Genomic DNA, 23,098 nt, shown 5'->3' with positions numbered 1-23,098 from the left:
GTCGCGCCGTCACGGCTCAGCGGATCCAGTCCAGGGTCTTGTAATACGCGCCGACGAACGGCAGGAACCAGGGCTTGCCGTAATGGCCTGGCACGACCGGCCAGCCGGCGTCCTTCATCGGATTGCGGTCGGGCCGGCCGAGCATCGCATCGGCCATGATCATGCCGAGATGGGTCGAGAGCTGCGCGCCGTGACCCGAATAGCCCATCGCGTACCACAGCCCGCCCTGGCGACCGGCGCGCGGATAACGGTCGGCGGTCATGTCGACGAGGCCGCCCCAGCAATAGTCGATGTCGATGCCGGCAAGCTGCGGGAACATCCGCTCCATCGCCGCGCGCAGGATCGCGCCGCTCCTCGCATCGGACTGCTGATCCGATGTCGCCGAGAAGCGCGCGCGGCCGCCGAAGATCAGGCGATTGTCCGGCGACAGGCGGAAGTAGTTGCCGATGTTCATGGAGGTGACGTAGGTGCGGTGGCCCGGCAGCACCGAGGCCGCCTCGGCCTCCGTCAGCGGCCGCGTCGCGATGATGAAGCTGCCGACGGCAATGATGCGGCGGCGGAAATAGCTGAAGCTCGCCGGCGTGGTGGCGCCGGTGGCGAGCAGCACCTGCTCGGCGCTCACCGTCCCCTTGGCCGTGGTGAGGCGAAAGTGCTTGGTGTCCTGCACCCGTTCAGTGACGGCGGCTTGCTCGACAATGACGGCGCCGCGGCGACTCGCGGCAGAGGCGAGGCCCGCGGCGAAGCAGCCCATGTGCATCATCGCGCTCTTCTTGAACAGCATGCCGCCGTGAAAGGGCGAGCCGATCTCGGATTTCAGCTCGGCCGGCGAGAGCAGCGCCGTGTCGGGATCGACCTCGCGGTGGATCGCCTCGAAGTTCGTCGCGATCCCCGCGAAATGGCCAGGCTTGGATGCCAGCTTGAGCTTGCCGGAGCGGCGGAAACCGCAAGCGATGTTTTCTTCCGCGATCAGGCGCTCGAGCGTGTCGATCGACTCGTCGAACGCTTTGTAGAGCGCGATCGCGCGCAGGGTGCCGAGCTCGGCCTTCGCGGCCGGATAGCTGTGCGCCAGCCCGTTGTTGAGATGCCCGCCATTGCGTCCCGACGCGCCCGAGCCGACCTGATCGGCTTCGAGCACGATCACCTTGGCCCCGGCCTTGGCGAGCTGCAGTGCCGCGCCGAGCCCGGTGAAGCCGCCGCCGATCACCGCGACGTCGTAATGCCCCTCCACGGGCCCGCTATGGCCGCCGGAAAATGCGGTCGCCGTGTCGCGCCAGTAGGAGACATATTTCATCGCGGGCACTCTGCTTACAGGCCGAACACGCCGGGCAGCTCGGAAATGGTCTTGATCTCGGTGTAGCCGTAATAGGGATTGGCCGGCTCGTGGCCGCGGTTGACCCAGACCTTGTTGGTGATGCCGAGATCGTGCGCGGTCATCAGGTCGTAGCGGAATGAGGAGGAGCAGTGCGTGATGTCCTCGGGGCCGCAGCCGAGCATGTCGAACATGTATTCGAAGGCGCGCATCCGCGGTTTGTAGGCCTGCGCCTGTTCCGCCGTGAACACGGCATGGAACGGCGCGCCGAGCCTGACGACGTTCGAGGGGATCTGCACGTTCATGGCGTTGGAGAGGATGACCAGCGGGATCTCCTTGGCCACCTTGGCGAGACCCGCCGGTACGTCCGGATGTGGACCCCAGGTCGGCACGCGCTGATACACCATCTCGGCATCCTCGGGCTTGAAGGGGATGCCGATCTTGCGGCAGCTGCGCGCCAGGGCGTTGCTGACGACCTCGGCATAGGGCTTCCACGCGCCGAGGACTTCATCGAGGCGGTAGGCCGAGAAGACCTTCACGAACTCCGTCATCGCCGACTCGGAGAGCTGTGCGCTGTAGAGATCGCGTGCGGCCTCGGCCATCTCGAAATTGATCAGCGTGCCGTGGCAGTCGAAGGTCACGTATTTCGGGCGAAAGCGGCTCATGGATCCTCATGCCGGTCGTGGTCTCGACGTCCGATGATAGGCCGCCCCGCCAGCATAAGATGCGGCTTTGCCCCGGTTCGGCGGCGGAAGATGTTGTCGGCATCATCGCCTTCAGACGATCTGCCGGGGGCCGCTCGCCCAGACTCCGGTGCAGATGGGAGTGCATGACATGACGTCCGACGCCGCGAGCTTCAGAGCTTTCAGCGGGGAGCACCTGGATGCAGCGACGCGGCTGTCGCAGCAGGTCCGCTGGCCGCATCGTCGCGAGGACTGGCAGATGGCGCTTGCGCTGAGCAAGGGCTGCGTGGCGGTCGCGGCGGACGGTCGCGTGATCGGCACCGTGCTGATGACGCCGTATGGCCAGGATGCCGGGACCATCAACATGGTCATTGTCGACGAGGCGGAGCGGGGGAAGGGGCTCGGACGGTGCCTGATGCAGCAGGCGATGGCGCTCGCCGGTGAGCGGCGGTTGCAGCTCGTCGCGACAGAAGATGGACTGCAGCTCTATGAGAAGCTCGGCTTCCGCCGCAGCGGTGAGATCGTGCAGCATCAGGGACATCTCGCGGAAGCTGTCGCACAGCCCGACGCCGTGCGTGCGGCCACGCCCGACGACATCGCCGTCATCACGGCACTCGACATCGCGGCCTTTGGCGCGGATCGCCGCGACCTGATAGCCCATATCGCATCCATCGGAGAGTTCGCGGTGTTGGAGCGCCAGGGCCGTGCGGCGGGGTTCGCCGCGCTGCGTCACTTCGGCCGCGGTCTCGTGATTGGCCCCGTGGTCGCTTTCAGTAGCGAGGACGCCAAGTCGCTCGTCGCGCATTTCCTCGCTGGGCGACAGGGCAAGTTCATCCGCGTCGACACCGGCAGCGAGACGGGACTCGCACCATGGCTGGGCAGCTTGGGCCTCGATCATGTCGGCGGCGGCATCGTCATGCATGGGCCGGCCGCTGGTCACACGAGGCGGCGCGCCCCGACATCATTTGCCTTGGCCAGCCAGGCGTTCGGCTGAACCGGAGATCATCATGCTCAGCAACTCGCTCATCGAACTCGATCGCGCCCATCTGGTGCATCCGGTCGCGTCCTATCGCGGACACGAGGCCGCCGGCGCGCGGGTCCTGAAATCCGCCAAGGGTGCGATCGTGACCGATGCCTCGGGCCATCAACTGGTCGACGGCTTCGCCGGGCTGTGGTGCGTCAATGCCGGCTATGGCCATGAGAGCATCGTCGAGGCGGCGGCGAGGCAGATGCGCGAGCTGCCTTATGCCACCGGCTATTTTAGCCTCGCCTCGGAGCCGGCCATCCGGCTCGCGGCCGCGCTCGCCGAGCGCGCGCCGGGTGATCTCAACCACGTCTATTTCACGCTTGGCGGCTCGGACGCCGTCGACAGCACGGTCCGCTTCATCCATTACTATTGGCACGCGAGGGGGCAGCCGCAGCGCGATCAGTTCATCACGCTGCAGCAGGGCTATCACGGCTCGTCGACGGTCGGTGCAGGACTCACGGCGCTGCCGGCCTTCCACGCCAATTTCGGCGTGCCACTGAACTGGCAGCACAAGATCCCGTCGCACTATTCGTACCGCAACCCCGTTGGCAGCGATCCCGACGCCGTCATCGTGGCCTCGCTCGCGGCCCTCGAAGCCAAGATTGCCGAGGTCGGCGGTCCCGAACGGGTGGCCGCGTTCTATGCCGAGCCGATCCAGGGCTCGGGCGGCGTGCTGGTGCCGCCGGACGGCTGGATGAAGGCGATGCGCGAGCGCTGCCGGCGGCACGGCATCCTGTTCGTCGCCGACGAGGTGATCACCGGCTTCGGTCGTACCGGACCGCTGTTCGCCTGCACAGATGACGACATCGTCCCGGACTTCATGACCGTCGCGAAGGGTCTGACCTCCGGCTACGTCCCAATGGGCGCGGTGCTGATGTCCGATCATGTCTATGGCGTTATTGCCGATGGCGCAGGTTCTTCGGCCGTTGGGCACGGCTATACCTATTCGGCGCATCCGGTGAGCGCGGCGGTCGGCCTTGCCGTGCTTGATCTCTATGAGAATGGCTTGCTGGAGAATGGCCGGCGGGCGGGTGCGCGGCTGATGGCGGGCCTGCGCGCGCTGCAGGACCATCCGTTGGTGGGCGAGGTGCGCGGCCGTGGCCTGCTGGCGGCCATCGAGCTCGTGACCGACAAGGAGAAGAAGACGCCGCTGCCGGCGAGCGCCGAGCCGTCGCGCCGCATCTTCGATCGCGCCTGGGCCAACGGCCTCGTCATCCGTGCCTTCCCGACAGGGGTGCTCGGCTACGCGCCGCCGCTGTGCTGCAGCGACGCGGACATCGATGCCATCCTCGAACGCACCGCACGGACGCTGGATCAGACCCTGGCCGATCCGGACGTCCGCGAGGCCATGGCGTGAAGGTGGGCACGGGCATATCGGTGCGTGTGCAGCAGGGCCGATATGTCGGCGGCTCCTCCTATTCGCAATTTTCTGCCGTCGGGTCCTCGCAATTCGGAAGTTTTCGCCGGAACCCGGCTTCACACTAGGACCGATGACGCGGAAGGGCCTCACAGAATGACCAAGCTCGATCTTGCTCAATTCAGGTACCTGACCTTCGACGTGGTCGGCACGCTGATCGACTTCGAAAGCGGGATCGTCTCGAGCCTCGGCGAGATCGCGGCGGAAGCAAACAAGGCAATCGACGGTGAGCAGGCGCTGAGCCTGTACCGCGCGGCACGCTACGCGGCGGACGCCGACCGCTTTCCGGATGATCTCGTCCGGGTCTATGACATCATCGCACCACAACTCGATCTGCCCAGGCAGACCGCGCTCGGCGAGCGCTTCCGCGACTCCGCCGCACGCTGGAAGGCCTTCCCGGACAGCGCCGCCGCCATGGCGCGTCTCGCCCGGCGCTACAAGCTGATCGCGATGACCAATGCGCGGCGCTGGGCACTGGATCATTTCGAGCGCGAGCTGGGCTCGCCGTTCTACGCGAGCTTCACGGTCGACGACACCGGGACGGAGAAGCCGGATCCCGCCTTCTTCACTCAGGTGTTCGATTTCATCGAACGTGACGGCGGCTCGACGTCACAGATCCTGCATGTGGCGCAGAGCCAGTATCACGACATCGGCATCTCCCGGCAGCTCGGCGTCATCAATTGCTGGATCGAGCGGCGCCACGACAAGCAGGGCTATGGCGGCACCATCGCGCCGGCGTCCTTCACCAAGCCGGATTTCCACTTCCATTCGATGGCCGAGCTGGCCGACGCGGTGGACCAGGTGCCTGCCAAATGATGTGCGACTGACGATTTTCATTCTGCCGGATCGAACAGGGGACGGATGACATGAGCAAAGGGATCACCAACTGGACTCCGAGTGACGATGTGCTGGTCGAGGCGGCAATCCGGCGCGGCGCCTCGCGCCGGGATCTCCTGAAGATGATGCTCGCCAATGGCGTCGCGCTCGCTTCCGGCAGCACCATCCTCGGTCGCGCCGAGCGCGCATTCGCGGCCACGCCGAAGAAGGGCGGCTCGATCAAGGCGGCTGGCTGGTCCACCTCGACGGCCGACACGCTCGATCCGGCCAAGGCGTCTTTCTCGACCGACTATGTGCGCTGCTGCTCGTTCTACAATCGGCTCACCACGCTCGATAAGAGCGGCGCGGCGCAGATGGAGCTCGCCGAATCCGTCGAGTCCCAGGATGCGCAGACCTGGACCGTGAAGCTCAAGAAGGGCGTCATCTTCCACGACGGCAAGCCGCTGACGGCCGACGACGTCGTGTTCTCGCTGAAGCGGCATCTCGACAAGGCGACAGGCTCCAAGGTCGCCAAGATCGCGGCGCAGATGACCGGCTTCAAGGCGGTCGACAAGACCACCGTCGAGATCACGCTGGCGAGCCCCAACGCCGACCTGCCGATGATCCTGGCGCTGCATCACTTCATGATCGTCGCCGACGGCACCACCGATTTCTCCAAGGGCAACGGCACCGGCGCCTTCGTCCGCGAGGCCTTCGAGCCGGGCGTCCGCTCCATCGGCGTACGCAACAAGAACTATTTCAAGGACGGCCCCTATCTCGATCAGATCGAGTTCATCGCGATCACGGAGGAGAACGCGCGCGTCAACGCGCTGCTCTCCGGCGACATCCAGCTCGCCGCCAGCATCAACCCGCGCTCGCTCCGGCTGATCGAGGGCAAGGAGGGGATCGCGCTGTCGAAATCGACGACCGGCAACTACACCGACCTCAACATCCGTCTCGACATGGCGCCGGGCAACAAGAAGGACTTCATCGACGGCATGAAGCACCTGGTGAACCGCGAGCAGATCGTCAAGTCGGTGCTGCGTGGCTTCGGCGTCGTCGGCAACGACCAGCCGGTCTCGCCGGCGAATTTCTTCCACAACCCCGACCTCAAGCCCAAGCCGTTCGATCCGGACAAGGCAAAATCGCTGTTCCAGAAGGCCGGCGTGCTCGGCACGTCGATCCCGGTCGTGACCTCGGAAGCGGCGAACTCGGCGATCGAGATGGCCATGGTGATCCAGGCCTCGGCGGCGGCGATCGGCCTGACGCTGGACGTGCAGCGCGTTCCCTCGGACGGCTATTGGGACAATTACTGGCTGAAGGCGCCGGTCCATTTCGGCAACATCAATCCGCGCCCGACGCCGGACATCCTGTTCTCGCTGCTCTATGCCTCCGAGGCGCCGTGGAACGAGAGCCGCTTCAAGTCCGAGAGGTTCGACAAGATGATGCTCGAGGCGCGCGGCCTGCTCGACCAGGCCAAGCGCAAGCAGATGTATGCCGAGATGCAGGCGATGATCGCGGAGGAGGCGGGCACCATCATTCCGGCGTACATCTCCAATATCGATGCCACCTCGTCGAGACTGAAGGGCTTGGAGCCCAGCCCGCTCGGCGGCATGATGGGATATGCCTTCGCCGAGTATGTCTGGCTCGATTCGTGAATGTTGTCTGAGTCGCGTGGCGCCGGTCACTCGGGGCGGCGCCGCGATGACCATGATCTGATCAGGCTCGCGGACCCAAAGTTTGAAACATCGGATCGCATCCCTCATCCTGGCCCGGCTGGCGATCGCGCTGGTCACCGCGATCATTGTCTCATTCGCCGTCTTCTTCGCCACCGCGATGCTGCCGGGCGACACCGCGACGATCTTGCTCGGCCAGGCCGCGACCCCCGAGGCGGTCGAGGGGCTGCGCAAGGCGATGCATCTCGATGATCCCGCCATTTTCCGTTTCCTGCGCTGGCTGGCCGGCGTCGTGCAGGGCGATCTCGGCGTGTCATATGCCAACAACATGCCAGTCGCGAAGCTGATCGGCGGGCGCCTCGTCAACACCCTCAAGCTCGCCGGCCTCACCGCGACCGTCGCGGTACCGCTGGCGCTGACGCTCGGCATCACCGCGGCGATGCTGCGCAACACGCTGTATGATCGCTGTCTGACCATCGCCGTCATCGGCATCGTGTCGGTGCCGGAGTTCATGATCGCGACCCTCGCTGTGCTTTTGTTCGCTGTCTATCTTAATTGGCTGCCGGCGGTGTCCTTCATCAGCGAGATCCGCACCGCCTCTGATTTCGCCCGCGCCTATGCGATGCCGGTCGTGACGTTAACCATAGTGATCTCGGCGCAGATGATCCGGATGAGCCGGGCGGCCGTGATCGAGACCTTGAACACGCCCTATGTCGAGATGGCGCTCTTGAAGGGCGCCTCGCGCGGCCGTCTGGTGCTCCGCCATGCGCTGCCCAATGCGCTGGGCCCGATCGTGAATGCGGTGGCCTTGTCATTGTCCTATCTCCTGGGTGGCGTCATCATCATCGAGACCGTCTTCAACTATCCCGGCATCGCCAAGCTGATGGTCGACGCGGTGTCGACCCGCGACCTGCCGCTGATCCAGAGCTGCGCCATCATCTTCTGCTTCGGCTTCCTGCTGCTGACCACCACGGCCGACATCATCGCCATCCTGTCCAATCCGAGGCTGCGATGACGAGCGCCGCGAAATCCGCCTCGCGAACCCCGCGCTTCGGTTACCGCATCAACGCTGTCGGGGTTGCCGGGGCGCTGATCGTGGCGTTCTGGATCGTCGTGGCGTTCGTCGCGCCCTCCATCATTCCGCATCCGATCGGCGACATCGTCGACACCGATTATTTCGGCCCCATGAGCCGCGAGCTGTGGCTGGGCTCCGACTATCTCGGACGCGACATGACCTCGCGCATCCTGATGGGCGCGCGCTATACGCTCGGCATTTCGGTGGCCTCCGTGATCATCGCCGGCGTGTCGGGCGTCACGCTCGGCATGATTGCGGCGATCACCGGCGGGGTCGTCGACATGGTGCTGAGCCGGCAGCTCGACGCGTTGAGCTCGATTCCGAGCAAGCTGTTCAGCCTCGTCGTCGTCGCCGCGGTCGGCTCGTCGATCCCGGTGCTGATCGTGACCATGGCGGTGATCTACATTCCCGGCGCCTACCGCTTCGCCCGCGCGCTCGCGGTCAACATCAACACTATGGATTTCGTCACGGTGGCTCGGATCCGCGGCGAGAGCCTGTTCTATTTGATCCGCGCCGAGATCCTGCCCAACATCATCGGCCCGGTGCTGGTCGATCTTGGCCTGCGCTTCGTGTTCATCGTGCTGCTGCTGTCCGGAATGTCCTTTCTCGGCCTGGGCGTGCGGCCGCCTTATGCCGATTGGGGCGCGCTGGTGCGCGAGAACATCGGCGGGCTGCCCTATGCCGCGCCGGCCGTGATCTTCCCGTCGCTGGCGATCGCAAGCCTCACCATCGCCGTCAATCTCCTGATCGACAATCTGCCGACCAAGATCCGCGACCGGGGGGCGTCGTAGATGACGAGCCTGGTGCAGATCCGCGATCTTCGCGTCGAGGCGACCACCGATTCCGGCCGCACCATCGAGATCATCAGGGGCGTCGATCTCGACATCGCCGAAGGCGAGATCGTCGCGCTGATCGGCGAGAGCGGCTCCGGCAAGACCACCATCGCGATGAGCCTGATGGGCTATGCGCGGGCCGGCTGCCAGATCGTCGGCGGCTCGGTCACGCTCGATGGCGTCGACATGGTGACACTCTCGGAGAAGGACAAGGCGGCCGTGCGCGGCGCCAAGATCGCCTATGTGCCGCAGAGCGCCGCCGCGGCGTTCAATCCGGCAATCCGCATCATGGATCAGGTGATCGAGGTCGTGCGCATCCACGGCGTGATGCCGGTGGAGGAGGCGCGCAGCAAGGCCGCGACGCTGTTCCGTGCGCTGTCGCTGCCCAACCCCGACACGATCGGCGAGCGCTATCCGCACCAGGTGTCCGGCGGCCAGCTGCAGCGGCTCGCCGCGGCGATGGCGCTGATCGCGAGCCCGAAGGTGCTGATCTTCGACGAGCCGACCACGGCGCTCGACGTCACCACCCAGGTCGAGGTGCTGCGCGCGTTCAAGTCGGTGATCTCCGCGCATCGCATCGCCGGCATCTACGTGTCGCATGATCTCGCCGTCGTCGCCCAGATCGCCGACCGCATCGTCGTGCTGCGCAATGGCGAGGTGCAGGAGAGCGGGACGACCGCCGACATTCTCGAGCGCGCGCAGCACCCCTATACGCGCCAGCTGCTCGCCGCCATCGCGCCGCATCATGAACCGCGAGCGGAGGCGTCCGTGGCGGCCGAGGCATTGCTCGAAGTGCACGAGGTGTCGGTCGGCTACGGTCCGCTGCGCTCGGACGGCCTGCCCGCGATCGTGGCCGTCGAGAACGTCAGCCTGCGCGTCGCGCGCGGACGCAATCTCGGCATCATCGGCGAATCCGGCTGCGGCAAGTCGACGCTCGCCCGTGCCATCGCCGGCATCCTGCCGCCGTTTGCGGGCGGCGTCGTGTTCGACGGCCGCGAGCTCGGGCGCAACGCGCGCAGCCGCGATGCGGACCAGCTCCGCCAGGTGCAGATCGTGTTCCAGCATGCCGACACGGCGCTGAACCCGGCGCATACGGTCGAGGACATTCTGGGGCGGCCGCTGACATTCTATCACGGCATGCCGCGCCAGCACCGCAGCGCCCGCATCGATCAGCTGCTCGACATGGTGAAGCTGCCCCAGAGCTTGCGGCTGCGCCGTCCGGGCGAGCTCTCGGGTGGACAGAAGCAGCGCGTCAACTTCGCTCGCGCGCTGGCCGCCGATCCCAAGCTTATCATCTGCGACGAGATCACCTCCGCGCTCGACACCGTCGTCGCCGCGGCGGTCATCGATCTGCTCAAGGAGCTGCAGCGCGAGCTCGATCTCGCTTATGTCTTCATCAGCCACGATCTGTCGGTGGTGGAGGCGATCTGCGACGATATCGTCGTGATGTATCGGGGACGCAAGATCGAGCAGATTACGCCCGAGGCCATGGCGCGGCCCGAGCATCCCTATACGCAGCTGCTGCTGTCGTCGGTGCCGAAGCTCGATCCCGCCTGGCTCGACAATCTCCGCCAGGATCCCGAGCAGGTCCGAGAATACTGCCAGCGCTGACCGCGCGGCTACATCTGGAACAGGCTGGTCAGCGGCAGATAGGGTTTGACGATCGGCGACTTCAGCACGACGAAGCTGAAATATTTCTCGATGCCGATGTCCATGTCGGTCAGCCGCTCCATGATGGTCTGGTACTCGCCGATCCCCGCGGTGACGAACTTCATCATGTAGTCGTAGCCGCCGGAGACGAGATGGCACTCGATCAACTGGTCGATCTTCTCCACCGCGGCAAGAAAGCGGGCGAAGTCGATCTGCCGGTGGTTCTTCAGGGTGACCTCGGTGAACACGGTCAGCGTCTGGCCGAGCTTGGAGACGCAGATCTGCGCCGAGTAGCCCTCGATATAGCCTTCCGCCTGCAGCTTCTTCACCCGCATGAGACAGGGGCTCGGCGACAGGTTGACCAGCTCGGCCAGCTCCACATTGGTGACGCGGCCGTTCTTCTGCAGTTCGTGCAGGATCTTGATGTCGATGCGATCGAGCTTCATGAAGCCATGGTCCCGTGTGACGCCGCGTCCGGTCCCCATTACAGCAGAAAATTCTGCCGCTGAGCCATCGAAACTTCCGTAAAGCAAGAATGGGGCCGTATCCGCCGGGATTATGCGATGCAAAACAATACGCCGGCGCTGTGCAGACCGGCAGAATGATATGCCGTTCGGGCCACGAATCCGGTGCCCGAACGGCCGGCTGCCACTCTAGGCTGAGCCAGCCCACAGCCGGAGAGACCGCATGCTCGCACCGCTGGTGCTCGTCGAGACATCGCCAACGCTGCCCGCGCGTGCAGATGCCGTGGTCATCGGCGGCGGCATCGTCGGCGTGTTCACGGCCTATTACCTCGCGCGGCGCGGGCTCGCGGTGGCGCTGATCGAGAAGGGCCGCATCGGCGCCGAGCAGTCCAGCCGCAATTGGGGCTGGTGCCGGCAGCAGAACCGCGATGCGCGCGAGCTGCCGATGGCGACGCTGAGCCTCGATCTGTGGGAGCGCTTTGCGGCCGAGAGCGGCGAGGCGACCGGCTTCTCGCGCTGCGGCCTGTTCTATCTCAGCAACGACGAGGCGGAGCTCGCCGGCTGGGCGCGATGGGGCGAGTTCGCCAAAACCGCCGGCGTCACCACGCACATGCTCGACAGCCGCCAGGCCACCGCGCGCGGCGCGGCCACCGGGCGCAGCTGGAAGGGCGGCGTGTTCTCGCCGACCGACGGCACCGCCAGCCCCGCCGATGCCGCGCCCGCGGTGGCGCGCGCGATCCTCAAGCAGGGCGACTCGGTGCACCAGATGTGCGCCGTGCGCGGCGTCGAGACCAGCGGCGGCCGGCTGTCGGCCGTGATCACCGAGCGCGGCACCATCCGCACGCCGGTCGCGGTGCTCGCCGCCGGCGCCTGGGCTTCGTCGTTCTGCCATCAGCTCGGTGTCGCACTGCCGATGGCCTCGATCCGCGCCTCGGCGCTCGCTCTGTCGCCGTCGGCGGAGCCGCTGCCCCCGGCGCTGCACACCGCCGCCGTCTCGATCACCCGGCGCGGCGACGGCGGCCATACGCTCGCGATCAGCGGCCGCGGCCGCGTCGATCCTACACTTCAGCAGCTGCGCTTCGCGCCGCACTTCCTGCCGATGTTCGCCAGGCGCTGGCGCAGCCTGCTGCCCGGCGGGCTCGAAGGCCTGCGCGCCGGCCACGAGACGGTCGGCCGCTGGCGGCTCGACGCGCCGACGCCGATGGAGCTGACCCGCATCCTCGATCCCCGGCCGGACCAGGCCACCATCCGCCTGACCCGGGCGCGCGCGGTCGAGCTGCTGCCGGCCTTGAAGCAGAGCCGCGTCACGGCGGCGTGGGCGAGCTACATCGATTCCACGCCCGACGGCGTGCCTGCGATCGGCGAGCTCGCCGCGCTGCCCGGCCTGATCGTCGCCGCCGGCTTCAGTGGCCACGGCTTCGGCATCGGGCCAGGTGCGGGCCATCTCATCGCCGATCTCGTGACCTCCGCCAAACCGATCGTCGATCCCAGGCCCTACGCTCCCGTGCGTTTCGCCCGGCATGAGTCCAAGGCGGTCGCAGACTTCTGAAGGTTACGTCTCCGGGACGTCAAGCCCCCGACTGCGCCAGACCGTTCGGTTCGCCGAATTCACCGGTTCGCCGCTCGGCGGCCCTTCGGTCTGCGGCTGACTTCGTCCAGTCCGTTTGGGGCCTGCTCTTGGAAGGCGTTGCAGAACAATGATGCCTTTTCCCCCAAACGAGTTCTCAACTCTCTGATTTTGTTGGTATTCGCTGACCATGCCCCTGGGGCTTAATCCAGTTTGAAGTTCGTTCTGGCCCAACGAGGACCAGAGCATGAAGCGCGGCCGCTTTACGGAAGAACAGATCATTGGGATTTTGAAGGAGCACGAGGCTGGCGTTCCGGTCGCCGATCTCTGCCGCAAGCATGGCGTGAGCGGCGCGAGCATCTACAAGTGGAAGGCCAAGTTCGGCGGAATGGACGTCTCGGAGGCCAAGCGGCTGAAGACGCTGGAGGACGAGAATGGCGCTGGTGGCCGACACTTCACTCTCGGGCGCCCCGGTCGCCCGGGAGCTGGACCGGCTGGGCGCCGAGCGCGGCAAGCCCAAGATGGTGGTGAGCGACAACGGCAGCGAGCTCACGAGCAATGCCATCCTGACATGGACCGATCAGAGCCGTGTCGCCTGGCACTACATCGCGCCGGGCAAACCCATGCAGAACGCCTTCATCGAGAGCTTCAACGGTCGCCTGCGGGATGAACTGCTGAACGAGACGCTGTTCACCTCGCTTGCTCAGGCCCGCGTCGCGCTCCGATGCTGGCGGACCGACTATAACGACGCTCGGCCGCACTCCCAGCTCGGATGGAAGACGCCATCCGAGTTCGCCGCCACCTGCAATCCGCGTCGGGATCTGGCGCTGCGCTATGCCGAGAGCTCCGCGCCAGCTCCCGCCGCTACGACCGCCCAGATGGGCACATCAAACCGCCCGAACGAACTCAGATCTGGATAAAACTTGGGGGCAAGGTCACTGCGGACGAGTCTGATGTTTTGGTAGCAAACGAAACCCGGCTCGCCTCAAAAATTCATCGCGCCGGATTTTCGGTCAAGGTTTGGTCGTAAAGTGAATTCGTCGGGTGGTTGACTGTTTGGCGGCCCGAACTGTGACCTCCTGCTTGCCAGCCGTCATCACCGCAGCATCAACGCCAGCCAGCATGACGCCGCATTCGATTTGGCCTGGTCGCTACTGACTCCACGTCAGCCCTTTAGCTGGTAGCCAATCTTCCCAATCCGGAGGCAGCTGGGAATAGCTCGCTTGTTTTCTGTAGCTCCCAACGACGGGTTTCAGGTTGTCGCAGGAGCAGAACCTGTCGACCACAGCCTCCTTGATGGCATGAGCGGCTCTCTTTCCCAGTCTGGCTTCTTCGCTGCGGAACTTTCTCCAAAGCAAGACTTCGATGAACTCATGGACGAGAACGCTGTTGAAATCCAATCCCTTCATTTCCGGATAGCTTACGACTAATCGCGGCGCCATCGATGCGCCATTGTGCGACCCGCCCGGACCAAACTTGGTGACATGGACGCGCACGACCTTTGGCAACTGACGCGTAAGCTGCGCAACGAAATCGGAAGCAAATCGATCCTCCACCCGCCGCCATGACTGCACGACGCGCTCCAGACTGGCGCCCGGCAAGTCGTGACGCACGATCGCGTCGCGCAGTCTCTCATCTGAAAACCGAGCTATACCCTGCGCGATCTCCGCTTTGAGCGCATCTGGCCAGGTCACATCATATTTTTCGGCGCGAAAGAATTCGAGATTTCCAAGTTGGAAGCGGACGTGGGAGACCTCGTCTTCGATCGTTGAAGAAAAGCGAAACTCCATGATGGCCACCTTCATGAAACGCCAGTTGAACGACCGTCGACCGGAGCCGCCATGCCCCGATGCAAGGGTTCAATTCCCTATATTTCGAAGATTTCCAGCTCCGAGAAGCCGTTGCAGCGGCGGTCACATTGGCCGAATCGCCTAGTCGCACGAGACGCGATTACCCATCCGCCGGCACGTCCTGCCATCACTGAAATAGGTCGTGCTTCCGACCGTGTGCGACGACGTGCCATCGCTGTAGTAGGTGTGGTTGCCGATCTGCTGCGAGCTGCTGCCGTCGTTGTTGTAGGTGAAGCGCCCGATCTGCTGGGACGAGGAGCCGTCGCTCCAATAGGTGTTGTTGCCGATCCGCTGTCCCGACGTCCCGTCGTCGCACAGGATCTGGTTGCCGATGAGCTGGCAGGTCTCGGCCTGAGCTGCTGTCGCCGCCCACAGGCCGAACGCGATCGCGAGAGCGTGGCGCATGAAGTCGATTCTCTAAATTACAATATCCAATCGCAACCCACGCGCGAGCGCAACGGAAAACGATCCGTGATGATTTGTGCGGATCAACGTCCGGCGCCGCGCGTCCTGGTCTTGCAGGCGGCTCCGCCGACCCGGAACGCCCGCATCTGGCCGCTGAGAAAGCGCAGCAGATGGCTGGCGGCATGCGGCAGCTCGCGGCCGCGCCGGGTGATGACGCAGGCTTCGCTCGAGGCCAGCAGGCGGTTGTCCACCGGCACGGCGGCGAGGGAGCCGTCGGCAAGATCGGCGGCGATCGCGAAGGCCGGCAGGAGCGTCAGGCCGAGGCCGCTCCTGACGAAGTGGCGGAGCACGTTGATGGAGCTGGTGGTGAGCTTCGGCGACAGGGCGATGCGCTCGGCGGCCTCCGCCATTGCCACGACCTGACGCGTGCCGTAGCTCGGATGCATCAGTCCGAGGGGGTGATCGGCGAGCTCGCGCAAGCGCAAGGGACGGCCGAGCCGCGCGAGCGCATGATCCGGCGGCATGATCGCGCAGAGCGGCTGCCAGCTCGCGGTCGCGATCCGGATGCGCGGATCGGCTGATGGGTTGAACACCAGGCCGATGTGATGGCGATCCTCGGCGACGGCATTGACGACCTCGTTGGTGCCGGCCAGATCGAACGCCATGGTGAGGTCGGGATGGCGTTGCCAGAACCGGCCGAGCGGGCCGGACATCAGGTCGCTGACGAAACCCTCGCCGAGCACGATGTCGACATGGCCGCGTTTGAGCCCCTGCAATTCGCGCAGCTTGGCGACGGTGTCGGCCTGGTCGGCCTGCCATTGCCGGAAGCGCTCGACCAGGAGCGCGCCGGCCGCGGTGGCGCGGATGCCGCGGCTGAGGCGCTCGAGCAAAGTGAGGCCGAGCTCCTTTTCCAGCAGCGCGATCTGCCGGCTGATCACCGACGCGTTGACGTCGAGCGCTTCGGCGGCGGCGCGCACCGAACCGAGGCGGATCGCCTCGTGCAGATAGTGCAGGCGGTGGTGATCGAGCAGGGCGGACATGGCTTCGGAACGTGTTGACCTGACGTCAACACTAGCGGCGGACGGCGCTGATGTCTGCTCCGGAATTGCGCGGCTACGCTGGCGAGGCAAATCTGGCAGGAGGCCTCGTGGCCGCGGTCGGCATCATCGGACTTGGCAACATGGGGCGCGGTATGGCGCTGACGCTGAAGGGCTCGGGCTTTGCCGTCACCGGCTACGACACGCTGGCCGCGACGCGCGCGGCGCTCGCGGCCGAGGGCATTGTGGTTGTCGACGGCATCGGCGGCGTGATCGCCGCCGCCGACATCGTGATCCTGTCGCTGCCGACCGCCGGCATCGTCGCCGATGTCGTGAAAGGCGCCGGCGGTATCCTCGCGCATGCCAGGGCCGGCGTCGTCATCGTCGACACCTCGACCTCGCATCCCGAGACGTCGCGCCGGCTGGCGGAGCTGCTCAAGGCGCGCGGCATGGGCTTCGTCGATGCGCCGGTCAGCGGCGGGCCGAAGGGCGCGGCGACCGGCACCATGACCATGGTGATCGGCGCCGACGGCGATGATCTCGCGCGCGTGCTGCCGGTGCTGGAGCGCATGAGCGCCAAGCGCGTCCATGTCGGCGGCGTCGGCGCCGGCAACGTCGCCAAGATCGTCAACAATCTCCTCTGCGCCGCGCATCTGCTCACCGCCGCGGAAGCGCTGCGCATCGCCGATGCGGCGGGCGTCGATGCCGGGCGGCTGCTCGAGGGCCTGAATGCCGGCTCCGGCCGCTCCGGCGTCACGCTCGTCAACGTGCCCAACTGGATTCTCAACGGCGCCTTCGACTCCGGCTTCACCATGCAGCTGATGCGCAAGGACGTCAGGCTCGCGGCGCAGTTCATCGGCGAGCTCGGACTGTCGCTGCCGATGGCCGCCGACACCGCGCGCATCTGGGCCGACAGCGCTGCCAGCATCGCCGACACTGATGATTTCAACCGCATCGTCGAGCTACAGCTCGGTCCGATGCCGAAGCCGTGAGCGTGCCGCCATGACCCATTTCATCGATCCCCGCCTGCGCGCCGCCACGCTGCCGTTCTGGCCTGACTTGGAGGCCGTTGGCTCCCATGTCGGCGGTGACCTGATCGTGGGCGATGGCGCGACGGTCTCGGTGAATGATCCCGCCACCGGCAGATTGCTGTTCACCTACGCCGATGCCGGTGCCGACGTCGCGGCCAGGGCTGCTGCTGCGGCGGCGGCGGGGCAGGCGGAATGGGCGAAGCTCACCGCCGCGGGCCGCGGCCGCGTGATGCAGGCGGTGGCGCGGGCGATCCTCGCCGCGGCCGAGCCGCTGGCGCATCTGGAAGCGCTGTCCGCCGGCAAGCCGATCCGCGACACCAGGGGCGAGGTCGCCAAGGTCGCGGAGATGTTCGAGTACTATGCCGGCTGGGCCGACAAATTCCACGGCGACGTCATCCCGGTGCCGTCGAGCCATCTCAACTACACGCGTCGCGAGCCGATGGGCGTGGTGCTGCAGATCACGCCGTGGAATGCGCCGATCTTCACCGCGGGCTGGCAGATCGCGCCGGCCATCAGCATGGGCAACGCCGTGCTGCTCAAGCCCTCGGAGCTGACGCCGCTGACCTCGCTGGCGCTGGCAGGCATCGCCGAACGCGCGGGCCTGCCGAAGGGCGTCGTCAACGTGCTCGCCGGCTTCGGCCACACCACGGGGCAGGCGGCGCTGGCGCAGCCCGCGGTCAGGAAGGTGGTGTTCGTCGGGTCGGTACCGACCGGGCGGCTGATCGGCGAGGCCGCGGCGCGCAGGCTGTTGCCGTCGGTGCTCGAGCTCGGCGGCAAGTCCGCCAACATCGTGTTCGCCGATGCCGATCTCGAACGCGCCGCCGTCGGCGCGCAGGCCGCGATCTTCGGCGGCGCCGGACAGAGCTGCGTCGCCGGCTCCAGGCTGCTGGTGCAGAGCGCGGTCTATGACCGCTTCGTCGATCTGGTCGCAAAAGGTGCAGCGAAGATCAGATGCGGCGATCCGCTGTCGGCGGACACCGAGATCGGTCCGATCAACAACGCCAGGCAATATGATCACGTGCTGTCGTTGATCCGGGAAGGCGCGGCGGAGGGGGCGGAGATCGTCGCTGGCGCAAATGGCGTGGCGCAGGACGGCGGATATTTCGTCAAGCCGACCGTGCTCAAGAACGTCACCAACGCCATGGGTATCGCGCGCAAGGAGGTGTTTGGTCCGGTCGTCGCCGTGATCCGCTTCGACACCGAGGCGGAGGCGATCGCGATCGCCAATGACAGCGAGTTCGGCCTCGCGGGCGCGGTGTGGACCAGGGATGTCGCGCGCGCGCATCGCGTCGCAGCACAGGTCAAGGCCGGGACGTTCTGGATCAACGCCTACAAGACCATCAACGTCGCCTCGCCGTTCGGCGGCTACAACAACAGCGGCCATGGCCGCTCCTCCGGCATCGAGGCGCTGTACGAATACACGCAGGTGAAGAGCGTGTGGGTCGAGACCGCGGCCGAGCCGGCCGTGGCGTTCGGCTACGCGCCGGGCTTGCGCGACTGAGCGGGCATGGCATGATCGGTGCAAGAGCTGCGCGCCACGGAACGACCACTTAGTTCCGAAATAAGGAACGGAAACATGCCGCGCTTCGTCAACGTCGCCATTGGTCAGCTCGGCCCGATTGCCAAGAGCGAAACACGGACCGCGGTGGTTGCGCGACTGATGGCGTTGATGCGGCAGGCGCACGCCAATGGCTGCGACCTGATCGTTTATCCCGAGCTCGCGCTGACGACGTTCTTCCCGCGCTGGTACATGGCCGATCAGGCCGAGATCGACCTCTATTTCGAGCGCGAGATGCCGGGGCCGGAAACGCAGGCCTTGTTCGCGCTCGCGAAGGAGCTGCGCATCGGCTTCTGCCTGGGCTATGCCGAGCTGGCGCTCGAGGACGGCATCGTGCACCGCTACAACACCGCCATTCTCGTCGACAAGACCGGCGCGATCGTCTCGAAATACCGCAAGGTGCATCTGCCGGGACATGCCGAGCACGAGCCGTGGCGCAAGTTCCAACACCTGGAAAAGCGCTATTTCGAGCCCGGCAAGCGCTTCGGCGTCGCCAGCGCCTTCGGTGGCGTCATCGGCATGGCGATCTGCAACGACCGCCGCTGGCCGGAGACCTATCGCGTGATGGGGCTGCAGGGCGTCGAGATGGTGCTGATCGGCTACAACACGCCGGTGCACAATCCGCCCGCGCCGGAGCATGACGATCTCTCGCTGTTCCACAACCGCCTCGTGATGCAGTCCGGTGCCTATCAGAACGGCACCTGGGTCATCGGCGTCGCCAAGGGGGGCATCGAGGAGGGCATCGACCACATCGCGGGCAGCTGCATCATCGCACCCTCCGGCGAGATCGTCGCGGCCTGTGCCACCAAGGGCGATGAGATCGCGCTGGCGCGCTGTGACCTCGATTTGTGCAGATCCTACAAGCAGACGGTCTTCAACTTCGACGTCCATCGCCAGCCGCACGCTTACGGCATGATCGTCGAGCGCAAGGGCGAGACGCTGATGGCCGACGGCTCGCCCGTCAGAAAGCAGGCGTGACGCACGATGTTGCTGCACGGCACTTTCCGTAGCCCGCATGAGCGAAAGCAACATGCGGGTTCGCATGAACTGTGCGGGAGAACCCCGGGTCGTTGCGCTCGCCCGGGCTACGCAAAAGCTTGCACCCCGTGCCTCATTTGCGTTCAAATGAATGCACTCCACGTGCATGGCATGGGCCTTGCTTACAATTTCGGCAATTGAACTTGGCATGTTGCATCAGGAGAGAACATGGATCGCAGGACGGTATTGAAGGGATTGGCGGGCGCGGGTGGTCTGGCGCTGACGGGGATCGCGGCGCCGGCGATCGCACAAGGCGCTGCCGCACGCACCTTGCGTTTTGTGCCACAGGCCAATCTCGCCAATTTCGATCCGATCTGGGGCACGCAATATGTCGTGCGCAACGCGGCCGCGATGGTGTGGGACACGCTGTACGGCATCGACGACCAGTTCGTGCCGCAGCGCCAGATGGTGGAATCCGAGCAGGTGTCCGACGACGGCCTGACCTGGACCTTCAAGCTGCGCCCGGGACTGAAATTCCATGACGGCGAGCCGGTGCTCGCCAAGGACGTCGTCGCCAGCCTCACGCGCTGGTCGGCGCGCGATCCGATGGGCCTGATGCTGAAGGCGCTGCAGAACGAACTGACGGCCGTCGACGACAAGACCTTCAAATGGGTGTTGAAGCAGCCCTATCCGAAGATGCTGTTCGCGCTCGGCAAGGGCAATGCGCCCTGCGCCTTCATCATGCCCGAGCGCATTGCGCAGACCGACCCGTTCAAGCAGATGTCGGAATATGTCGGCTCTGGCCCGTTCAAATTCGTCAAGGGCGAGTGGGTGCCGGGCGCCAAGGCCGTGTTCGAGAAGTTCACCGACTACGTGCCGCGCCAGGAGAAGCCGGTGTGGCTCGCCGGCGGCAAGCAGGTGCTGGTCGATCGCGTCGAATGGGTGATCATGCCGGATCCTGCGACCGCGGCTGCCGCGCTGCAGAACGGTGAGGTCGACTGGTGGGAGAACCCGATCACCGATCTCGTGCCGGTGCTGAAGGGCAACAAGAACATCGGCGTCGACATCGGCGATCCCCTCGGCAATGTCGGCTCGTTCCGCATGAACCACCTGCATGCGCCGTTCAACAACGTGAAGGCGCGCCAGGCGATCCTCATGGCGATGAGCCAGGAAGATTATATGCGCGCGCTGGTCGGCGACGACAACGCGCTGTGGAAGCCGCTGCCCGGCTTCTTCACGCCGGACACGCCGCTCTATACCGAGGCGGGCGGCGACATCCTCAAAGGCAAACGCGATTTCGCGGCGGCCAAGAAGCTGCTTGAGGAGGCCGGCTATAAGGGTGAGCCGATCACCTGCGTCGTCGCGCAGGACCAGCCGATCACCAAGGCATTCGGCGACGTTACCGCCGATCTCCTCAAGAAGCTCGGCATGACCGTCGACTTCGTCGCCACCGATTGGGGCACCGTCGGCGCCCGCCGCGCGCAGAAGACGCCGCCTTCGCAAGGCGGCTGGCACATGTTCCACACCTGGCACGCAGGTGCCGATTGCATCAACCCGGCCGCCTACACCGCGCTACGGGCCAATGGTGACAAGGCCTGGTTCGGCTGGCCGACCAGCGAGCCGGTGGAAAAGGAGATCACCAACTGGTTCAACGCCAAGTCGCTCGACGAGGAGAAGGCGGTCGCCGGCCGCATCAACAAGGCGGCGATCGACGACGTGGTGTTCGCACCCACCGGGTTCTTCCTCGGCTATACTGCTTGGCGCAAGAATGTCTCGGGCGTGACCAAGGGGCCGATCCCCTTGTTCTGGGGCGTGTCGAAGACCGCATAGGGCGAAAGACCTCCCATGCTCACCTATGCGCTCCGCCGAGTCCTGTCGACGCTGCCGGTGATGGCGATCGTCGCGCTGTTCGTCTTCAGCCTGCTCTACATCGCGCCGGGTGATCCGGCCGTTGTGATCGCAGGCGACCAGGCGAGCCCGGCCGACGTCGAGCGTATCAGAGCCAATCTCGGACTGGACCAGCCATTCCTGGTCCAGTTCGGTAGCTGGGTTTGGCGCCTGCTGCACTTCGATCTGGGCACCTCGATCTTCACCAACCTGCCGGTGTCGGCATTGATTGCCCAGCGTATCGAGCCGACGCTGTCGCTGATGATGGTCACCCTGGTCCTCACGATCATCATCGCCGTGCCGCTCGGTGTCATCGCGGCCTGGAAGGCGGGCACCTGGATCGATCGGATCATCATGGCGTTCGCCGTGTTCGGGTTCTCGGTCCCGGTGTTCGTGGTCGGCTACATCCTGGCCTACGTCTTCGCGCTGAAGTTCGATTGGCTTCCGGTGCAGGGCTATACGCCGCTGGCCCAAGGGTTCTGGCCGTGGCTGCAGAACCTGATCCTGCCGGCGGTCGCGCTCGGCTGCGTCTACATCGCGCTGATCGCGCGCATCACCCGCGCCGCGATGCTCGAGGTGCTGCAGCAGGACTACATCCGCACCGCGCGCGCCAAGGGCCTGGGGCAGGGCGGCATCCTGTTCATTCATGCGCTGAAGAATGCCGCGGTGCCGATCGTCACCGTCGTCGGCATCGGCATCGCGCTCCTGATCGGCGGCGCCGTCGTCACCGAGAGCGTGTTCGCCATTCCGGGCCTCGGCCGGCTCACCATCGATGCCATCCTGCGCCGTGACTATCCGGTCATCCAGGGCATCGTGCTCTTGTTCAGCTTCGTCTACGTGCTCGTCAATCTCCTGATCGACGTCACCTACACCCTGGTCGACCCGAGGATCCGCTATTGACCGCCACGACCTCCACATCGCCGCCGCCAGGCCTCGTTCTCGCGCCTGTTCTGCCCGACCTGATGGTCGCGCCGAAGATCCGGCGCGGCGCCATCGGCTTCCTGCGCAACCATCCGACGGTTGCGATCGGCGGCGCGCTCCTGCTGCTGCTCGTCATCATCGGCGTGTTCGCGCCATTCCTCTTCACCGTCGATCCCACCGCGATCGCGCCGGCCAAGCGCACGCGGCTGCCGTCGGCGGATTTCTGGTTCGGCACCGATGCACTCGGCCGCGACATCTATTCCCGCGTGCTCTATGGCGCCCGTGTCTCGCTGACGGTCGGCCTCGCGGTGGCGCTCGGCGCCTCCCTGATCGGCCTCACCATCGGTCTCGTCGCCGGCTTCCTGCGCTGGGCCGATGGCGTCCTGATGCGCTGCATGGACGGGCTGATGTCGATACCGCCGATCCTGCTCGCGGTGGCGCTGATGGCGCTGACGCGTGGCAGCGTCGGCAACGTCATCCTCGCTATCACCATTGCCGAGATCCCGCGCGTCGCGCGGCTGGTGCGCGGTGTCGTCCTGAGCTTGCGAGAGCAGCCCTATGTCGATGGCGCGGTCGCCTCGGGCACGCGCACGCCGATGGTGATCCTGCGCCACATCCTGCCCAACACCATGGCGCCGATGCTGGTGCAGGCGACCTACATCTGCGCCAGCGCGATGATCACCGAGGCGATCCTGTCCTTCATCGGCGCCGGCACGCCGCCGACCATCCCGTCCTGGGGCAACATCATGGCCGAAGGCCGCGCGCTGTGGCAGGTCAAGCCCTTCATCGTGTTCTTCCCCGCCGCGTTCCTCTCGGTGACCGTGCTCGCCGTCAACCTCGTCGGCGACGGCCTCCGCGACGCGCTCGACCCGCGCATGGCGAAGAGTCCATGAGCAGCGCAGTCAGAGATCGCC

General features: G+C 65.7%; 20 protein-coding genes and 1 pseudogene. 15 read left to right on the top strand and 6 right to left on the bottom strand.

Annotation, left to right across the window (positions count from 1 at the left end; genetic code table 11):
• Positions 1-16: 16 nt before the first annotated feature.
• Positions 17-1,291 carry an FAD-binding oxidoreductase gene (locus QW861_RS04215; RefSeq protein ID WP_315749516.1) on the bottom strand — a complete coding sequence of 425 codons (1,275 nt, stop codon included), beginning with the start codon at positions 1,289-1,291 and terminating at the stop codon, positions 17-19.
• A 14-nt stretch (positions 1,292-1,305) separates the two neighbouring features.
• Positions 1,306-1,974 carry a haloacid dehalogenase type II gene (locus tag QW861_RS04210; protein ID WP_315749518.1) on the bottom strand — a complete coding sequence of 223 codons (669 nt, stop codon included), beginning with the start codon at positions 1,972-1,974 and terminating at the stop codon, positions 1,306-1,308.
• Positions 1,975-2,143: 169 nt separating this feature from the next.
• On the opposite strand from QW861_RS04210, the gene QW861_RS04205 reads away from it, so the two are divergent.
• The 7 genes from QW861_RS04205 (at position 2,144) to QW861_RS04175 (ending at position 10,447) form a co-directional block, all read left to right on the top strand.
• Positions 2,144-2,986 (top strand): GNAT family N-acetyltransferase, encoded by an 843-nt coding sequence (locus QW861_RS04205; RefSeq protein ID WP_315749520.1) that lies wholly within the window; start codon positions 2,144-2,146, stop codon positions 2,984-2,986.
• A gap of 13 nt (positions 2,987-2,999) precedes the next feature.
• On the top strand, positions 3,000-4,376 hold the full coding sequence (locus QW861_RS04200) for an aspartate aminotransferase family protein (protein ID WP_315749522.1): 1,377 nt from the start codon (positions 3,000-3,002) through the stop codon (positions 4,374-4,376).
• A 156-nt stretch (positions 4,377-4,532) separates the two neighbouring features.
• Positions 4,533-5,252: an HAD-IA family hydrolase gene (locus QW861_RS04195; protein WP_315714617.1), complete on the top strand. Its 720-nt coding sequence runs from the start codon at positions 4,533-4,535 to the stop codon at positions 5,250-5,252.
• Positions 5,253-5,302: 50 nt separating this feature from the next.
• Positions 5,303-6,910, top strand: a complete 1,608-nt coding sequence (locus tag QW861_RS04190; RefSeq protein WP_315749524.1) for an ABC transporter substrate-binding protein — start codon at positions 5,303-5,305, stop codon at positions 6,908-6,910.
• 82 nt (positions 6,911-6,992) lie between these two features.
• On the top strand, positions 6,993-7,943 hold the full coding sequence (locus QW861_RS04185; RefSeq protein WP_315714615.1) for an ABC transporter permease: 951 nt from the start codon (positions 6,993-6,995) through the stop codon (positions 7,941-7,943).
• Positions 7,940-8,794 carry an ABC transporter permease gene (locus tag QW861_RS04180; protein WP_316192741.1) on the top strand — a complete coding sequence of 285 codons (855 nt, stop codon included), beginning with the start codon at positions 7,940-7,942 and terminating at the stop codon, positions 8,792-8,794. Before QW861_RS04185 ends, QW861_RS04180 begins: the two co-directional genes overlap by 4 nt.
• The gene (locus tag QW861_RS04175) at positions 8,795-10,447 is read left to right on the top strand and encodes an ABC transporter ATP-binding protein (RefSeq protein WP_316172362.1); all 1,653 of its coding nucleotides are present in this window, start codon (positions 8,795-8,797) and stop codon (positions 10,445-10,447) included.
• Positions 10,448-10,455: 8 nt separating this feature from the next.
• Here QW861_RS04175 and QW861_RS04170 read toward each other — a convergent pair whose 3' ends face one another.
• A complete protein-coding gene (locus QW861_RS04170; RefSeq protein WP_008962239.1) occupies positions 10,456-10,932 on the bottom strand; it encodes an Lrp/AsnC family transcriptional regulator in 477 nt (158 codons plus the stop codon).
• A gap of 241 nt (positions 10,933-11,173) precedes the next feature.
• Here QW861_RS04170 and QW861_RS04165 point away from each other — a divergent pair, with 241 nt between their 5' ends.
• Both QW861_RS04165 and QW861_RS04160 read left to right on the top strand, forming a co-directional pair.
• Positions 11,174-12,499: an FAD-binding oxidoreductase gene (locus QW861_RS04165; RefSeq protein WP_315749528.1), complete on the top strand. Its 1,326-nt coding sequence runs from the start codon at positions 11,174-11,176 to the stop codon at positions 12,497-12,499.
• Positions 12,500-12,764: 265 nt separating this feature from the next.
• Positions 12,765-13,437 (top strand): annotated as a pseudogene (locus QW861_RS04160) (transposase).
• Positions 13,438-13,668: 231 nt separating this feature from the next.
• Here the strand turns inward: QW861_RS04160 and QW861_RS04155 are convergent.
• The 3 genes from QW861_RS04155 to QW861_RS04145 form a co-directional block, all read right to left on the bottom strand.
• Positions 13,669-14,322: a hypothetical protein gene (locus QW861_RS04155; RefSeq protein WP_316192740.1), complete on the bottom strand. Its 654-nt coding sequence runs from the start codon at positions 14,320-14,322 to the stop codon at positions 13,669-13,671.
• Between the two features lie 126 nt (positions 14,323-14,448).
• The gene (locus QW861_RS04150) at positions 14,449-14,772 is read right to left on the bottom strand and encodes a hypothetical protein (RefSeq protein ID WP_315714609.1); all 324 of its coding nucleotides are present in this window, start codon (positions 14,770-14,772) and stop codon (positions 14,449-14,451) included.
• 83 nt (positions 14,773-14,855) lie between these two features.
• Positions 14,856-15,812, bottom strand: coding sequence for a LysR family transcriptional regulator (locus QW861_RS04145; RefSeq protein ID WP_316192739.1), 957 nt, complete (start codon positions 15,810-15,812; stop codon positions 14,856-14,858).
• A 107-nt stretch (positions 15,813-15,919) separates the two neighbouring features.
• On the opposite strand from QW861_RS04145, the gene QW861_RS04140 reads away from it, so the two are divergent.
• From QW861_RS04140 to QW861_RS04115, 6 genes are all read left to right on the top strand, one after another.
• On the top strand, positions 15,920-16,801 hold the full coding sequence (locus QW861_RS04140) for an NAD(P)-dependent oxidoreductase (protein WP_316192787.1): 882 nt from the start codon (positions 15,920-15,922) through the stop codon (positions 16,799-16,801).
• 10 nt (positions 16,802-16,811) lie between these two features.
• Entirely contained in the window at positions 16,812-18,341 is a 1,530-nt protein-coding gene (locus QW861_RS04135; RefSeq protein WP_316174014.1) for an aldehyde dehydrogenase family protein, read from the top strand.
• Between the two features lie 75 nt (positions 18,342-18,416).
• Positions 18,417-19,376, top strand: coding sequence for an N-carbamoyl-D-amino-acid hydrolase (locus QW861_RS04130; protein WP_316192738.1), 960 nt, complete (start codon positions 18,417-18,419; stop codon positions 19,374-19,376).
• Between the two features lie 228 nt (positions 19,377-19,604).
• Positions 19,605-21,206, top strand: coding sequence for an ABC transporter substrate-binding protein (locus QW861_RS04125; RefSeq protein WP_315827317.1), 1,602 nt, complete (start codon positions 19,605-19,607; stop codon positions 21,204-21,206).
• Between the two features lie 15 nt (positions 21,207-21,221).
• Positions 21,222-22,163 carry an ABC transporter permease gene (locus QW861_RS04120; RefSeq protein WP_315714604.1) on the top strand — a complete coding sequence of 314 codons (942 nt, stop codon included), beginning with the start codon at positions 21,222-21,224 and terminating at the stop codon, positions 22,161-22,163.
• A complete protein-coding gene (locus QW861_RS04115; protein ID WP_316192737.1) occupies positions 22,160-23,077 on the top strand; it encodes an ABC transporter permease in 918 nt (305 codons plus the stop codon). The genes QW861_RS04120 and QW861_RS04115 overlap by 4 nt, the downstream gene beginning before the upstream one ends.
• Positions 23,078-23,098 lie beyond the last annotated feature (21 nt).

Origin of the sequence: Bradyrhizobium sp. SZCCHNRI1029, assembly GCF_032487555.1 — a bacterium.
GTDB lineage: Bacteria > Pseudomonadota > Alphaproteobacteria > Rhizobiales > Xanthobacteraceae > Bradyrhizobium.
Note: the sequence above shows the minus strand (reverse complement) of the source record. Positions and strands in the feature narration are given on the sequence as shown.

Excerpts from the sequence above, each read along its gene's own strand:
- QW861_RS04215 (WP_315749516.1), bottom strand. The coding sequence starts at position 1,291 with ATGAAATATGTCTCCTACTGGCGCGACACGGCGACCGCATTTTCCGGC.
- QW861_RS04210 (WP_315749518.1), bottom strand. The coding sequence starts at position 1,974 with ATGAGCCGCTTTCGCCCGAAATACGTGACCTTCGACTGCCACGGCACG.
- QW861_RS04205 (WP_315749520.1), top strand. The coding sequence starts at position 2,144 with ATGACGTCCGACGCCGCGAGCTTCAGAGCTTTCAGCGGGGAGCACCTG.
- QW861_RS04200 (WP_315749522.1), top strand. The coding sequence starts at position 3,000 with ATGCTCAGCAACTCGCTCATCGAACTCGATCGCGCCCATCTGGTGCAT.
- QW861_RS04195 (WP_315714617.1), top strand. The coding sequence starts at position 4,533 with ATGACCAAGCTCGATCTTGCTCAATTCAGGTACCTGACCTTCGACGTG.
- QW861_RS04190 (WP_315749524.1), top strand. The coding sequence starts at position 5,303 with ATGAGCAAAGGGATCACCAACTGGACTCCGAGTGACGATGTGCTGGTC.
- QW861_RS04180 (WP_316192741.1), top strand. The coding sequence starts at position 7,940 with ATGACGAGCGCCGCGAAATCCGCCTCGCGAACCCCGCGCTTCGGTTAC.
- QW861_RS04175 (WP_316172362.1), top strand. The coding sequence starts at position 8,795 with ATGACGAGCCTGGTGCAGATCCGCGATCTTCGCGTCGAGGCGACCACC.
- QW861_RS04170 (WP_008962239.1), bottom strand. The coding sequence starts at position 10,932 with ATGAAGCTCGATCGCATCGACATCAAGATCCTGCACGAACTGCAGAAG.
- QW861_RS04165 (WP_315749528.1), top strand. The coding sequence starts at position 11,174 with ATGCTCGCACCGCTGGTGCTCGTCGAGACATCGCCAACGCTGCCCGCG.
- QW861_RS04155 (WP_316192740.1), bottom strand. The coding sequence starts at position 14,322 with ATGAAGGTGGCCATCATGGAGTTTCGCTTTTCTTCAACGATCGAAGAC.
- QW861_RS04150 (WP_315714609.1), bottom strand. The coding sequence starts at position 14,772 with ATGCGCCACGCTCTCGCGATCGCGTTCGGCCTGTGGGCGGCGACAGCA.
- QW861_RS04145 (WP_316192739.1), bottom strand. The coding sequence starts at position 15,812 with ATGTCCGCCCTGCTCGATCACCACCGCCTGCACTATCTGCACGAGGCG.
- QW861_RS04135 (WP_316174014.1), top strand. The coding sequence starts at position 16,812 with ATGACCCATTTCATCGATCCCCGCCTGCGCGCCGCCACGCTGCCGTTC.
- QW861_RS04130 (WP_316192738.1), top strand. The coding sequence starts at position 18,417 with ATGCCGCGCTTCGTCAACGTCGCCATTGGTCAGCTCGGCCCGATTGCC.
- QW861_RS04125 (WP_315827317.1), top strand. The coding sequence starts at position 19,605 with ATGGATCGCAGGACGGTATTGAAGGGATTGGCGGGCGCGGGTGGTCTG.
- QW861_RS04120 (WP_315714604.1), top strand. The coding sequence starts at position 21,222 with ATGCTCACCTATGCGCTCCGCCGAGTCCTGTCGACGCTGCCGGTGATG.